Genomic DNA, 14,204 nt, shown 5'->3' with positions numbered 1-14,204 from the left:
TGAAAAACAATGCAATGAAAAAGTTTTTATTTATCCTGTTGATATCTCCAGCCCTTCTATTCGGCGCTAAAGCACCAGATTTTACGATTACAGATTACAACAATAAAGTGCATAAATTGTATGCAGATTATCTGGATAAAAACAAAGTAGTTGTATTAAAGTTGTTTTTTGTGGATTGCCCACCATGCAATGCTGCTGCACCAGCGTTTCAACAAGCTAATCTTAAGTGGGGCAATGGAGCTAATCGTGTTCAATTCCTGGAATTAAGTACTCAAACTTGGGATAATAATGCGGATGTTAAGGGATATTCTGCGAAACATAGCATCACTTTTCCTGGAGCAGCCAGTGATGGTGGTGCTTTGGAAGCTACTGCACCCTATAAAAATTCGCAATTTGGCACTTATTATGGCACCCCTACTTATATAGTTATTTCACCCAACGGTGAAGTCAATTATAATGTACGCTTTTATTCCAATGAACCTGTTCCATTAGATTCTGCTATTACACAAGCATTAAGGGTAACTGTAGGAGGCACAGGAGGTGGTGGCGATACCCGATGCAAAGATTCCTTTGGAGTTAAAATTACTTCGAAATTAAAGCCGGATCATGTTTACTTTAGAGATATTCTTTATTCAGGTAATCCCGAATATGATATTCCATCCGGTCAATACAATTGTGAGTTCTATTTTCCACCCATCCGGGATGGATACTATGTAATACCTGAAAAAAACCAAATAGGCAATATTTTCGATGGTGTTTCTACGGCTGACATAGTCCTCATTCAAAAACACATTCTCGGCCAAAAGAAACTGAATGATTTGCAATTCGCTTTAGCAGATGTAAACAAAACATTATCCGTAACCGCTTCAGATATTATTGAAATAAGAAAATTGATTTTAGGGGTCACCAATAAATTTGCAAAAGTAAATGCTATTTATACGGTCCAAAACAATCCAAGTGCCTATACCGGAATTATTTCAAATCGGGCAAAAATAAACGATATACTAAGTAATAAATCTTCTAATGAATTTGGCGTAGGCCATTATGGAGACATAACTGCCGCCAATTCTTTTGCAGATGAATTCATTGACTCCAGATCAAGCTGTGCTGTTGATTTTAGCATTAGAATTACAAAATCTTCCACAGGCTATAAATATGTTTTATATCCAACTGAAGACATAAAGGGTGTACTTGCTTTTCAATTTGGACTGAAGGAAAATTTTGCAGCTATTTCAAATATAAATCTGAAAAATATTCCTGGTTTTTCTCCATCAAATTTTTATGTAAATAGCGATAAAAATGAACTCAGATTAATTTGGGATGACCCAAGTGCATTAGGTGAACACTTTATAAGTAAGGAAGGGCTGATTTCATTTAACTCACCAAGGTTACTTAATCCTAAAGAAAGCGAGAACATACAATCTGAAATTACATTTATTGATGGAGGTAGTATAGAAGCATGCGACATCCGATTTCACATTATCAATGATGCGGTCACCAAAAAAACTAAAATCAAATTAATTCCATCCCCAGAATCAGTACTTTTAACATCGGATGATGTTATTGAAGAAATTAGTGTAGTGAATCACCAAGGTACTTTTTTAATAAACCTTAAACCAAATGATAATAGTGTTGAAATTCCAACACAACATTTATTAAATGGAGTATACTTTATTAAAGCTATAAGAGCAAATGGCGAAAACGAAATCTTGAAATTTATCAAAATTTAATATAGATTTTAAATTTAATTTTTCTCATTTACAGTTTCAAGTTTTAACAAATTCAGTGCATTCCCCTCAAGATTTTGAATGTTTTGCTGACTAAACCAAGCTACTTGATCATAGAATAAGAATATAACAGGAGCTTCTTCTATTATAATTCTATCCATATCTTGAAATATTTTTTTTCGTTTATCCATATCAATTTCTACTATAGCTCTATCATATAGCCTATCAAAAGATTCATTTTTAAATCTGGTATAATTAGGAGGAGCTGGATTTTTACTATAAAAAACGGTCATAAAACTCTCTTCATCGGGATAATCAGCGACCCAGGATGCACGAAAAAAAGAAAGACTACCGTTTCGCATTTTTTCTCTTAATGTAGCGGTCTCCAATAATTCAATCTTTGCTAATATACCTATTTCTTGCCACTGCCTGACAACATAAGTTACTATATCTGCATAATCTTTGTTTGTGTAAATGATCATTTCTTTTTGATTCAATGGCATTTGATCATACTTGGCTTCAGCTAATAATGCTTTAGCTTTTTGCGGATCATAATGATAGCCTTTCACCAGTTTAGGATCAAAGCCGGGCAAGCCTTTTGGTATAAATCCACTATTTGCTTCCGTACCAATTCCTAATCGAAATGTTTTCAACATAGAACTTCGATCCACTGCATAATTTAAAGCTTGTCGGATAAGTTTATTGTTTAATGCATGATTCTTGTCTAACGCTTTGAGATTAATCCCAAAATATTCTGTATTCAAATAATCTGATCGGTAAAACTTAAATTTATCAACAAATTCCGCTCTTAATCGCCCATCATTAGTTAAAATCTGATATCCAAACGAGGATTGAACTCCAGAAAAAAAATCTATTCCATGTTTTAAAAATTCTAAATATGCGGTATTTCGGTCTTCAATAAAACTAACCCTTATTCCCTCCAATTCAGGAATTCCCGATTTATAATAATGATTGTTTTTGATTAAGAATATACCTTGCCGATCAATCCATTTTTTTAATATAAATGGTCCTGTTCCAACTTCATGCTCTCTAAAAAGATCCCCATAATAAGCTATGGCCTCCTTTGGCAATACACTGCAATATTGCATGGTTAACATAGTGAGTAACGGCGAAAATGGCGCTTTTAAATAAATTCTAAAAAGCGTATCACCTATTGATTCAAATGGATGCTTAGAATCAACTTTATCGGCAAATATCCAACTACCCGGCGCACTTAATTTGGGATCTAATAATCGACTGAAACTAAATACAACGTCAGCAGACGTCAGTTTTCTAGTGCTGTCACCTCCAAAACACTTATCCTTATGAAAATAGACATCATCCCGAATCTTAAATTCATAAACCCTTCCAGAATCTAAAATATTCCAATTGGTAGCCAGCTCAGGAACAACTTGCATAGAATCATTTAAATCAACCAATTGATTGTATAAATGATCTACAATCCAAATATTATTTTGAGTTTTTGCAAAAGCAGGATCTATGGAAGTAACTGGATTGGGTTGATTGTAGTGAAATACCCGAGGCTTATTACCCCGATCATATGAACAAGAATTACATACGATCATTAGAATACTCAGTAATACTAGATTAACAATTTGCTTTAAAAAAACTAAATTCATTGGGTATTAAATCGGTTAAACGCTCGAATATAGCTATTTTGGAATTAGGAGTATATATTTATGATTCATTAACTCGGTAATTTTATACAACATTTAAATTCTTTAATTAATGAACTGATTAGTAATCCGATTTGATTAGGCATTTGATTAACTTTAAAGCATAACCTTGCAGTGTGTCGGGTCTAAATATAAAATGACTTAAATATAAAAGTAAAGCTTGAATGACCAAGATATCAATCTATACAGTTCACCAGATTATGGTTTTAGCCCTGCATAAATCATATCAAACCACTATTTTCAGCTATAAATGATTAGTTTTGCGTAAATTTTAACTATGTTGATTAAATATTTAGGTCATTCCTGCTTTTGGATTGAATTTGGGGAAAAAAGACTTTTAATAGACCCCTTTATTGCAGGAAATCCTATGGCTTCTAATATCAATCAAAATGATCTGGAAGTGGACTATATGTTGATTACACATGGACATGGTGACCATATTGGTGATGCCATTGACATTGGTCAAAGAACTAAAGCTATCGCCATAGCAAACTTTGAAGTTCAGAATTGGCTTGTAGCACAAGGAATTAGAGCTTATGCAATGAATCTTGGAGGTAAATTTAAATTTGATTTTGGAACGGTAAAAATGGTTTCTGCTATTCATTCAAGCGTCCTTCCAGATGGCTCAAACGGCGGTAATCCAGGAGGTTTTGTTGTGTGGAATGAATCACAAAGCTTTTATATAGCTGGAGACACTGCTTTAACCTATGATATGAAATTAATTCCTTTAACCTGTCCCCCATTAACATTCGCCATTTTACCTTTGGGAGATGTTTTTACTATGGGATATGAAGATGCAATAATTGCCAGTCAATGGATCAATTGTGATTTGATTATAGGCTGCCATTTTGATACCTTTGAACCCATACGAATTGATCACAAAAAAGCTCAGGAAGCATTTGCTCAAGCTGGAAAAAAATTGATCTTACCAGAAATCGGACAAGTTATTAACCTTTAATACTAATGGGAAAAATCATAGCTATAGCCAACCAAAAAGGTGGTGTTGGAAAAACAACAACCTCTATTAATTTAGCAGCTTGTTTGGCCATTCTTGAACATAAAATATTATTGGTAGATGCTGACCCACAAGCTAACAGTACTTCGGGTTCTGGAGGAGACTTAAATGATTTTGAAATTAGCTTATATGATTGCATGATTAATGGTGCAGACCCTAAATTAGCAATTATAGAAACAACAACTCCTAATCTTTTTTTACTGCCGTCCACCATAGATTTGGTTGGAGCTGATATTGAATTGGTCAACATGGAATCCAGAGAGTTTGTAATGAAAGGCGTATTAGATAAAATTAGAGATCAATTTGATTATATTTTTATTGATTGCCTTCCCTCCTTAGGACTCATGACCATAAATGCATTAGTAGCTGCTGATTCGGTTATCATACCTGTGCAAAGCGAATTGTTTGCATTAGAAGGTTTGTCAAAAATTAAAAATACAATTGAATTGGTTAAGGATAGTTTAAATCCGTCATTAAAAGTTGAAGGTGTGTTGTTATCCATGTTCGATAAGAGATTGAGAATGTCTACAATGATTGTTAAAGATTTAAAAGAAAACATCAAGCTTCCCGTATTTGATACCATCATTCACAGAAATTCAAAAATAACAGAAGCCCCATTGGTAAAAAAACCAGTAGTTCTATATGACGCTGCCAGTAAGGGAAGTTTTAATTTTTTAAATTTTGCTCAAGAATTTTTAAATAAGCAAAGTAAAAAAACACATCATGAGTCAAAAAAATGAATTAGGTAAAGGCCTTAAAGCCCTCCTATCTAATATTAATAAAGAGGATAAAAAATCTAAACCGGAACAATCCACTCCAGAGGAGCCCATGGTTTCATCTGTAGCCCTTATACCCCTCCAGCAAATTATTGCCAATCCAGATCAACCAAGAAATACTTTTGAAAAAGAATCATTGGATGAATTAGCATTGTCAATAAAAACTTATGGTTTAATACAACCTATAACCATAAGATCGTTTGGTAAAAATCAATATCAAATCATATCTGGAGAAAGAAGATTTCGAGCTGCCCAATTAGAAGGACTTAAAGAAATTCCAGCTTATATCAGATCTGCGAATGATCTTGAAGTACTCCAAATGGCATTAGTTGAAAATATCCAAAGAGAAGATCTCAGTCCAATTGAAATTGCCATTTCATATCAACGGTTAATGGAAGAATGCAATCTGACCCAAGAACAGTTGTCTGATCGAGTTGGTAAGAAACGCAGTACCATAAGTAATTACACAAGATTACTGAAATTACCTCCAGAAGTTCAAAATTCATTGAAAGCAAAAACACTCAGTATGGGCCATGCTCGGGTGATAGCTGGAGTTGAAGATCTTTTACTCCAAACTCAACTTTACAAAGAAATCCAAACTAAAGAGCTTTCAGTTAGAGAATCTGAAAAAATAGCACAATCATATATAAAATCAAAAGGAAGAAGATCAATCACCCCTAAATCAGATCCAAATATTATGATCAAAAGTATTGAAGATCGAATTGCTGGAATTCTTGGAACCAAAGTAGTTATAAACCGCAAGAGCACGGGAGAAGGCCAAATAATTATTAAATTTAATAATGACAAAGCATTCAATGATATTATAGATAGAATTGAAGAATAATGTTTGCAAAAATAACAACACTACTTTTTATATTATTTTTCTTAGTCTATGGTATTCAGAGCTATGGACAAGACACGATCCGTACTCAATCTCCTGTTGAAACAACTAAAGTAGATACAAACCAAGCCTTATCAGCCAAGGAGCAAAAAACACCTCGAACTTTCGGTAAAATATTTAAAGGCAAACCTGGCAGAGCATTAATTTATTCATTCATTCTTCCCGGGGCAGGTCAAGTATATAATAGAAAATACTGGAAACTTCCACTCGTCTATGGAGCCTTAGGAGGCATAGGGTATTCCATATATTTTAATCGAGATCAATATAAACGCTTTGACGATGCATTTAGGATGCGTGTAGATCTGGGTAATGATTCAAAAGATGAATTTCAAAATATATTGCCGCTACAAGGTATCAACAGCTATAGAAAATTCTATGACAAAAATCTACAAAGAAGTTACCTCGGACTTGGCCTGGTTTATTTACTCATTGGTGTAGATGCATTTGTAGATAGGCATTTATTGGAGTTTGATATCAACGAGAACCTAAGCTTACATTTATATCCAGAATTTCAAAAGCAATCATCACAAATTAAATTTATGATTGCTTTTAAATAAGTATTACATCCATCCCAATAATTTAGCAAATTTCATCATTTCAGATTGGTTTGAAATTTTGAGCTTGCCCGTAAGGATCGCCATCATTGGATTCAAATCTCCTTTCAATACTTTTTTAAAATTATCATTTGTAGCCTTTATCGTACAATTAGGTTCTCCAACAAACCCATCAGTAACCTTGACTTCACCGTTTGTAATAGAAATACTAACCTGACCCCCACCTTCTCCTTCTAAGTCAAAATGAAATATGGTATTCATTCCTTCTAGAGACTTTGAATTAATTTTCTCTGGCAAATTCATTAGAAATTCTTTAGATGTCATTTTATAGTTTTTAGTAGTAAATAAATATAAATCATTTTTGTTGATCAATTTGTTTGACTTATAAAGCTTAGCCGGAATCTATTACAAATTTACACAATGCATTCCATTTAGATCAGTTTATAAGCAATGACCTCTTTGTATATATTAAATGATCTAATTTAAAAACATTACGTCTCTTTTAAATTATATTACAAAGAAGCACTTTAAGTCCAAATCTTGCACTTATACTACAATTAAGAAAGAAGAAAGTTAAATAACACGACAGAAAAAATAATTTTTCAACACCTATTTAGCCCATTGTAAAAGAAACAGATGGTAAAATTCTTTAAAAAGCTTTTGAATTCTTTCAAACAATTTTATTAAAAACTAATCCATATTATTTATAAAAATTCATATATTTTTGATCAATAATTTCAAACAACAAAGCTGTCTAATTGACCCTTTGGTTTTAAAATAGATATCATGAGAATTATATTCATGGGGACTCCAGAATTTGCAGTTCCAACTTTAGAATTACTACATAAACATCATGAAATCATTGCTGTAATAACTGCTCCTGATAAAATTGGAGGCCGGGGGCATCAATTATTACAATCAGATGTTAAAAAATGGGCGCTTCAACATCAACTAAAAATACTCCAGCCAAAAAATCTAAAGAGCAAAACCTTTCTTCAAGAATTGAAGCACCTAAATGCTGACCTCCAAATTGTAGTTGCATTTAGAATGCTACCCGAAGAAGTGTGGTCTTCCACAAAATTCGGAACCTATAACTTGCATGGGTCTTTGCTCCCTAAGTATCGAGGTGCCGCACCGATTCAACGCGCCATTATGGCCGGTGAAAACTCAACAGGGGTAACTGTTTTTAAACTTAAACATGATATTGATACCGGCGATATACTCATCCAGGAAAAAATTCCAATTCATCCTGATGAAAATTGCGGTGAACTATATGATAGGATGAAAATTGTAGGAGCCAAACTCGTACTCGAGGCCGTAGATCTTATAGAACATAACCAAGTTCATTTTACTAAACAAATTGATGAATTGGCATGCCCTGCACCAAAAATATTAGCCCAGGATTTAGAAATAAATTGGTTGCAACCATCGAAAAAAATTCACAATCAAATTCGCGCTTTAAGTCCTTATCCCGGTGCTGTAACCCATTATTTAGGAAAATCATATAAGATATTTAAATCAAATATTTCATCTGAACGATCTTCTAATTTATCAGGACAATGGATAATAAATAAACACAGTTTAACTATAGGAACATTGGACTTCATGTTAGATATACTAGAAATTCAGATGGAAGGAAAAAGAAGGATGAATATTCAGGAATTTCTTAATGGTTGGAAACCATAAATTCATCATCCTTCCATTGATAAAAGTATACCCACATATCTAAAATTGAAAAAGCATTGTATGCATTAAACACAATTCAAAATCATTAGGTTTCTTCAACAATCCAATCTTATTCAAATAAAAAAGGCACCAATTCATTGATGCCTTTTTTTTTATATCGTTTAATTATCTTTAATTAATACCCAGATTTTTTATCTTCATCTGTACCATTATCTGTTTTTACTTTTCCTGTTTTTCTCATTCTTTTCTTATGACAATCTCCCGCTTCGGGACCTTCAGGTCTTGCCATATCTGTATCTTCAGGCTTACTTACTCTAAATTCTACTCTTCTATTTATGTAATGGTTACTTGCATCTTTACCAAAAGGTGATTGCTCTCCGCCATACATCAGTACAAACCTTTCTCTAGGTATATTGTAATTAGATACCAAGTATTCAATTGAAGCTTTTGCCCTATTATAAGACAAAACATTATTATAACCATTCGAATTTCGAACATCGGTATGTCCAAAAGCTGTAACTTTTAAATCCGGGTGAGATAACATTACGGTAGCTACATGGTGAAGCTGAGTATAATATTGAGGTTTGACACAATATTCATCAAGATTGAAATGCACCATTGGTAGAAACCAATCCGGATTACAACATCCATTCTTACCTGCTGCATTACCGCCAGGTCCTCCAGATCCTCCTGAACCTCCAGGTCCTCCAATTCCAGCAGCACCCATTTTCTGATCAACGATTCGATTCACATCATCTTCAGTTATCTTAGGTTGAACTGGAATTTGAGCTATCCCTTTTTCGTTAACTGGATAGCCTGGGGCAGAATATGGCTCTTCATCTTTATAATCAGCCTGCCCATCATTATCACTATCTAAAGTAATACCTCTTGTATCAACCGGAGCACCAGCTGGTGTTTCTTGCTCTTGATCTAACAAATCAATCACACCATCTTGGTCGGAATCATTTAAATCAAATTTTGGTCTTTGTTTTAATTCAGCTATATCTGAAAAAACAGCATCCAATGGATTAATCCAATATAAAGGTTCTACTTTCTTCTTAAAATTACCAAGATTGATACCCAATCTCAAATTAGTATAATGACCAATATCATTATTATTTGTTTGGTCAACATCTGTTCTCCAATGGATACCATCCAAATAGTCATTATCTGAACTGATTAACTCGTGCTCCAACGAAATATTAAATCGCTTATTGATCTTCCTTGAAACGCCAACCGCTGCATTAAATCCAAAATGAACATTAATATCATCTCCGATTCTAAAAATACCTCTTTTCTTGTATGCAGTTGTTTCATAAGTACCATCATAGACGTCTCTTAAACCAGCCTTAATATCTTTACGGCCTTGACGTGTGTTAAAATCAAGTTGACTATAATTAATTTGGCCAAGCAGATTCGAATAAATATTACCACTTCCATCCCTTAAATCCAATTTAGTAATATTATGATCCCCACTGATTCCTAGTACTAAATACCAATTCCATTTATTTGATTCCTTATGAAATAACAAATTTCCTATATTCAAAACGCCTTGAATGGATGCGTTGAAATAATGTGTTTTGTAAGATGGGAACCATGGATTATTCCTGTTGTATCCATTAAATACATCTCTTAACTCACCATCTGGTTCTTTATAGAAAGGCTCCGGTTCTAAAGACGAACCATAAGGCTGGGTTTCTAATCCTTTGGTCAAACCATATAAAGCATCTAATCGTATTGAAAAAGCATAATGTACTGCTCTCCTCAGGTGTAATCCACACCCAAATCCTGCAAGTGGTTGTCTTGGATCAACATCTCCATCAATTAAAAAATGCCCAAAATGAATTCCCCCTTCCCACATATTCTTCGGTTTAGCTGGATATTTAGCTTTACCTGATTTCCATAAGGCATTTTGATCCGTTGCAATTGTTACATTCTCAGCAGGGACAACAGTTAATGTTGTATCTGTTTGAGCATAGCTGTGTTGGTGCAGTGCAACAGCTACTAATATGGTTATAAATGACTTATTAAACATAATAATCGTATTATTATAGTAACAATTGAGTGAAAGTACTCTTGCAAAGTTATGCAAAAATCTAGCCACTTTTACTAGCATTATAAATATAATTTTTAACAAATACATAATTATTTGTCCTTCAATACATTAGCAAATTCTACTGTATGAATTCTTGCAAGGCTCTAGCGGTGATGCGATTGGGACTTTTTGCATTGCCTTCAATAAGACGCATGGCGTTATATATCGTATTTGACACATCTTGAAAAATACGTTCTTCAGACAACTCCTGATTGGGTTGCATTAAAAAATTAAAAGCTCTGGCCATTCCACAATTCGCTATAAAATCTGGTATTAACCCTATATGTTCATCAGCATATTGTGAACAATCACCAAAAATGATTTGATCTTCAATAAATGGAACATTAGCTCCACAAGAAATGAGTTTTGTGCCAGATGCAATTAAGGATTTAATGTTCTCAATACTGACTATCCTTGAAGCTGCCGCAGGTATGAAAATTTCTGCACCATAATCCCAAACTTTCCTTTGAACTTCTTCATGATCAATAATATGATCACTCTGTAATTCATTTCCATTTTTTGATAAAAATAAGTTTCTAACATCCTCAAAACTAAACCCTTCACGATTGAAAACGCCACCATTTCTATCTGTAATAGCTACGATTTTTGCCCCTAGTTTTGACAGATAAAAACCAGCAGCAGAAGCCACATTCCCCCACCCTTGAATCAATACTGTTTTTCCCTTTAGGTCCTCCTCCTTTACGATATGATAATAATGCTTGACTGATTCTGCAACTCCATATCCAGTAATCATATCTGCAACATTAAATTTCCCCTCACCATGATCGGGTGAAAATTGATCCGATTTGACCGGCATTTTACAACCCAGATCAAGTTGATTCAAAATAATCTGTTTCTTATTATAATCATATTTAAAATGACCACTAAGCACACCTTCTTGTGGATGTATAATGCCTAATGATTCGGTAATGGGAAACACATCCTTAACCTCATCAACATTTAGATCTCCACCTGTTCCATAATAACTCTTTAATATAGGCGAAATGGCCTCAAACCATCTTCTCAAAACCTCGTTTTTTCTTGGATCTTGTGGATCAAAACTAATTCCAGATTTGGCACCACCTATTGCCGGCCCACAAACACTGAATTTAACTTCCATGACTTTGGCAAGTGAAACAACTTCATCTTTGGTTAGTCCTTTTCTCATTCTAGTTCCACCTCCAGCGGCTCCTCCTTTTAAAGAGTTAATAACCAACCACCCCTTAGCTTCAGAATTTGGGTCACTCCATTCAAATACTATTTCTGGCGATTTTTGAAGGTAGGATGCTAATAATTGATACATACTTTTACTGCTTATTATTTGGACAAAATTAAGCTCTTAAGATCAATTATTCAGAAAACTTATTAATTTCATATTAAATTAATTAATAATATGTATTTTTGTGAAAAATATTCCTATATGTTACCAGAATTTCTTCCTAGTTCCTCATTGTTTGCAGATTCTAAATGGACCCCTGTCCATTTTAATAAACATGAAAAAATGCATGATCTGGAATTACAGAAATATGAAATAGCGCTAATAGGCGTAAATCCAGTACTATCAGATTTATTTAGAGATAAATTTTATTCATTATCATTAGATCATTTTAGAAAACTCACAATTGTTGATCTGGGAAACTTAAAGGACGTTTCTGACAGCAATGTTGCAGCCACAGTAATGTACTTAATGGATTTGAAAATCATTCCCATTTTAATTGGTTCTAGGCACTCACATTTTACTCAATTGCATCTTCAATGCAGTCAAGTTTTAATGCCGCACAGGTTTGCCTTAGTTTCAGATAATATGTCAAAGATTGACGATTTACTAATATCTCATAGTATGTTTCTCAAAGAATTTTATAGCATAGGCGTACAAAGACATTTACAATCTTCTGATTCACTTCATTCCATTTCTAAAATTCTATATCTTTCAGAGTTTAGAAAAAAACTATCCAATATTGAACCCTTCACAAGAAATGTTGATGCAGCTTTTTTTGATCTTAATGCAATTCGCCACAGTGATTTCAGTGCTAGCTACAACAGTAATCCCAGTGGACTTTTTTCAGAAGAAGCATCATCAATTTGTAAATATTTTGGCTCAGGGGACAAAACAAAAGCACTATTTATCTCCTCTTGGAAAACAGAACAAGATGTATCTGGTACCAGTGAATTATTAATTGCTCAAATGGTTTGGTATTTTATAGAAGGTTACGGACTTAAAAAAACAGATCACTCAAATCACAAAAAAAATCTAACTCAATATATTGTTGAAATCAAGAATACCGGAATACAAATTAATTTTTACAAATCAGAAATTAGTGGCAAATGGTGGTTTGAAGAACCCATTATTGACATGGACCATTCGAACGTATTAATACCATGCACATATGATGAATATTTAAATACTGTACAAGAACAGGTACCGGATAGAATTTTAGAATATCTAAATTAACAAAGATTCCAACTTTGCAGACCGTGAACCTTTAACAAGAATGGTTTTTCCTGTAGGTGAATTTTCAGAAAGCCATGATTTACATTCTTCAACATTTGAAAAATATAACATATTTGAACTTAATTTAAAAGAAAAATACGAGGGACCAATTAATATTATTTTTTGAAAAGGTTTATTTATAAGCAAATTAAAAACTTTCTGATGCTCTGATTCACTGTCAACTCCCAATTCTGCCATTTTACCAATTATGATCCACTTTTCCTCCCCAGGCCATTGATTAAACATTTTAATTGCAGCTTCCATTGAACTTGGATTAGCATTATATGCATCTAAAATAATATCATTACTTTTCCATTTTAAAAGCTGAGTTCGCATATTAGAAGGAACATATTCAATTAATGATCTATTTATATGTTCCGGTTCTATTTTAAAATAATTAGCTATAGAAATGGCTGCAATTACATTTTGATAATTATGTTCGCCAAAAATAGTTGCATTATAATGAGTTTCATTTGCTGAGTTTATTTGCATTAATGAAATGGTCGGGATATACTGAATTGGCTTAAAGCTATAATTTAAATGGTTTTGAAGATCTCCAAAACTTACATGATTCTTTTCAGAAATAAATTTTGATGCAAGCTGAGCGTCATTTAAATTGTAAAAAGAAACTCCTTGATGTTCATCTAAATAATCAAACAATTCCATTTTAGTTTTTAGAACACCTTGAAGGTTGCCAAAACCATCCAAGTGCGCCTTGCCAATACTTGTTATTAATCCAAAATCAGGATTGCTCAATGTACACAAAAAAGCAATTTCACCCACATGGTTAGCGCCCATTTCAAGAATCAAAAAATCATGCTTGCTTTTTAATTTAAGTAAAGTAAGCGGTACACCAATGTGATTATTTAAATTTCCTTCTGTTGCTAAGACCTCATAGGTAGTTTCAAACACTTTTAAAAGCAACTCCTTGGTGGTTGTCTTTCCATTGGATCCAGTTATTGCAATAATTTTTGCTTTCATCCTGGATCTATGATACTGCGCTAATCGCTGCAGCGTAATCAATGCATCATCAACCGGAACTACTCTTGCATCTTGAGATTCATAATCTTCACAAATAACAAAAGAAGCACCTAATTCTAGCGCCTTGGCAACGAATTCATTACCATTATAATGAGGTCCTTTCAATGCAAAGAACACATCTCCAGTCACCAATAATCGGGTATCTGTACTTACCCGATCTAACTTAGTTTCTAACTTACTATATATGTCGCTAATTTCCATAATTACAAAAAATCCCCATA

At 33.5% G+C, this 14,204-nt stretch carries 12 protein-coding genes; 7 read left to right on the top strand and 5 right to left on the bottom strand.

Features of this window, described 5'->3' with window-relative positions; all coding sequences use genetic code 11:
• Positions 1-14: 14 nt before the first annotated feature.
• Positions 15-1,730 carry a redoxin domain-containing protein gene (locus IPK88_13980; GenBank protein ID MBK8244532.1) on the top strand — a complete coding sequence of 572 codons (1,716 nt, stop codon included), beginning with the start codon at positions 15-17 and terminating at the stop codon, positions 1,728-1,730.
• A gap of 14 nt (positions 1,731-1,744) precedes the next feature.
• On the opposite strand, the gene IPK88_13975 is transcribed toward IPK88_13980, so the two are convergent.
• Positions 1,745-3,367 (bottom strand): ABC transporter substrate-binding protein, encoded by a 1,623-nt coding sequence (locus tag IPK88_13975; protein MBK8244531.1) that lies wholly within the window; start codon positions 3,365-3,367, stop codon positions 1,745-1,747.
• A 334-nt stretch (positions 3,368-3,701) separates the two neighbouring features.
• On the opposite strand from IPK88_13975, the gene IPK88_13970 reads away from it, so the two are divergent.
• Genes IPK88_13970 through IPK88_13955 form a run of 4 tightly spaced genes read left to right on the top strand, consistent with a single transcriptional unit; the run spans position 3,702 to position 6,673 of the window.
• Positions 3,702-4,382 carry a metal-dependent hydrolase gene (locus tag IPK88_13970; GenBank protein ID MBK8244530.1) on the top strand — a complete coding sequence of 227 codons (681 nt, stop codon included), beginning with the start codon at positions 3,702-3,704 and terminating at the stop codon, positions 4,380-4,382.
• A 5-nt stretch (positions 4,383-4,387) separates the two neighbouring features.
• Positions 4,388-5,179 (top strand): ParA family protein, encoded by a 792-nt coding sequence (locus IPK88_13965; protein ID MBK8244529.1) that lies wholly within the window; start codon positions 4,388-4,390, stop codon positions 5,177-5,179.
• A complete protein-coding gene (locus tag IPK88_13960) occupies positions 5,163-6,059 on the top strand; it encodes a ParB/RepB/Spo0J family partition protein (GenBank protein ID MBK8244528.1) in 897 nt (298 codons plus the stop codon). The genes IPK88_13965 and IPK88_13960 overlap by 17 nt, the downstream gene beginning before the upstream one ends.
• Positions 6,059-6,673 (top strand): hypothetical protein, encoded by a 615-nt coding sequence (locus IPK88_13955; protein MBK8244527.1) that lies wholly within the window; start codon positions 6,059-6,061, stop codon positions 6,671-6,673. Before IPK88_13960 ends, IPK88_13955 begins: the two co-directional genes overlap by 1 nt.
• A 3-nt stretch (positions 6,674-6,676) precedes the next feature.
• Here the strand turns inward: IPK88_13955 and IPK88_13950 are convergent, their stop codons facing one another.
• Positions 6,677-6,994: an SCP2 sterol-binding domain-containing protein gene (locus IPK88_13950; GenBank protein ID MBK8244526.1), complete on the bottom strand. Its 318-nt coding sequence runs from the start codon at positions 6,992-6,994 to the stop codon at positions 6,677-6,679.
• A 462-nt stretch (positions 6,995-7,456) separates the two neighbouring features.
• Here IPK88_13950 and IPK88_13945 point away from each other — a divergent pair, with 462 nt between their 5' ends.
• Positions 7,457-8,356 (top strand): methionyl-tRNA formyltransferase, encoded by a 900-nt coding sequence (locus IPK88_13945; protein ID MBK8244525.1) that lies wholly within the window; start codon positions 7,457-7,459, stop codon positions 8,354-8,356.
• 175 nt (positions 8,357-8,531) lie between these two features.
• Here the strand turns inward: IPK88_13945 and IPK88_13940 are convergent, their stop codons facing one another.
• Entirely contained in the window at positions 8,532-10,391 is a 1,860-nt protein-coding gene (locus IPK88_13940) for an OmpA family protein (GenBank protein MBK8244524.1), read from the bottom strand.
• 139 nt (positions 10,392-10,530) lie between these two features.
• Positions 10,531-11,754 carry a Glu/Leu/Phe/Val dehydrogenase gene (locus tag IPK88_13935; GenBank protein ID MBK8244523.1) on the bottom strand — a complete coding sequence of 408 codons (1,224 nt, stop codon included), beginning with the start codon at positions 11,752-11,754 and terminating at the stop codon, positions 10,531-10,533.
• Between the two features lie 117 nt (positions 11,755-11,871).
• On the opposite strand from IPK88_13935, the gene IPK88_13930 reads away from it, so the two are divergent.
• Positions 11,872-12,903 (top strand): hypothetical protein, encoded by a 1,032-nt coding sequence (locus IPK88_13930; GenBank protein ID MBK8244522.1) that lies wholly within the window; start codon positions 11,872-11,874, stop codon positions 12,901-12,903.
• Here IPK88_13930 and IPK88_13925 read toward each other — a convergent pair.
• Complete coding sequence (locus tag IPK88_13925; GenBank protein ID MBK8244521.1) at positions 12,895-14,184, bottom strand: UDP-N-acetylmuramoyl-tripeptide--D-alanyl-D-alanine ligase; 1,290 nt, start codon at positions 14,182-14,184, stop codon at positions 12,895-12,897. The genes IPK88_13930 and IPK88_13925 overlap by 9 nt on opposite strands.
• Between the last annotated feature and the right edge of the window lie 20 nt (positions 14,185-14,204).

Origin of the sequence: Candidatus Defluviibacterium haderslevense, assembly GCA_016712225.1 — a bacterium.
Taxonomy (GTDB): domain Bacteria; phylum Bacteroidota; class Bacteroidia; order Chitinophagales; family Saprospiraceae; genus Vicinibacter; species Vicinibacter haderslevensis.
The sequence above is the reverse complement of the archived record's forward strand: the minus strand, read 5'-3'. Positions and strand labels throughout refer to the sequence as shown.

Excerpts from the sequence above, each read along its gene's own strand:
- IPK88_13965 (MBK8244529.1), top strand. The coding sequence starts at position 4,388 with ATGGGAAAAATCATAGCTATAGCCAACCAAAAAGGTGGTGTTGGAAAA.
- IPK88_13935 (MBK8244523.1), bottom strand. The coding sequence starts at position 11,754 with ATGTATCAATTATTAGCATCCTACCTTCAAAAATCGCCAGAAATAGTA.
- IPK88_13975 (MBK8244531.1), bottom strand. The coding sequence starts at position 3,367 with ATGAATTTAGTTTTTTTAAAGCAAATTGTTAATCTAGTATTACTGAGT.
- IPK88_13945 (MBK8244525.1), top strand. The coding sequence starts at position 7,457 with ATGAGAATTATATTCATGGGGACTCCAGAATTTGCAGTTCCAACTTTA.
- IPK88_13980 (MBK8244532.1), top strand. The coding sequence starts at position 15 with ATGAAAAAGTTTTTATTTATCCTGTTGATATCTCCAGCCCTTCTATTC.
- IPK88_13925 (MBK8244521.1), bottom strand. The coding sequence starts at position 14,184 with ATGGAAATTAGCGACATATATAGTAAGTTAGAAACTAAGTTAGATCGG.
- IPK88_13960 (MBK8244528.1), top strand. The coding sequence starts at position 5,163 with ATGAGTCAAAAAAATGAATTAGGTAAAGGCCTTAAAGCCCTCCTATCT.
- IPK88_13970 (MBK8244530.1), top strand. The coding sequence starts at position 3,702 with ATGTTGATTAAATATTTAGGTCATTCCTGCTTTTGGATTGAATTTGGG.
- IPK88_13930 (MBK8244522.1), top strand. The coding sequence starts at position 11,872 with ATGTTACCAGAATTTCTTCCTAGTTCCTCATTGTTTGCAGATTCTAAA.
- IPK88_13950 (MBK8244526.1), bottom strand. The coding sequence starts at position 6,994 with ATGACATCTAAAGAATTTCTAATGAATTTGCCAGAGAAAATTAATTCA.
- IPK88_13940 (MBK8244524.1), bottom strand. The coding sequence starts at position 10,391 with ATGTTTAATAAGTCATTTATAACCATATTAGTAGCTGTTGCACTGCAC.
- IPK88_13955 (MBK8244527.1), top strand. The coding sequence starts at position 6,059 with ATGTTTGCAAAAATAACAACACTACTTTTTATATTATTTTTCTTAGTC.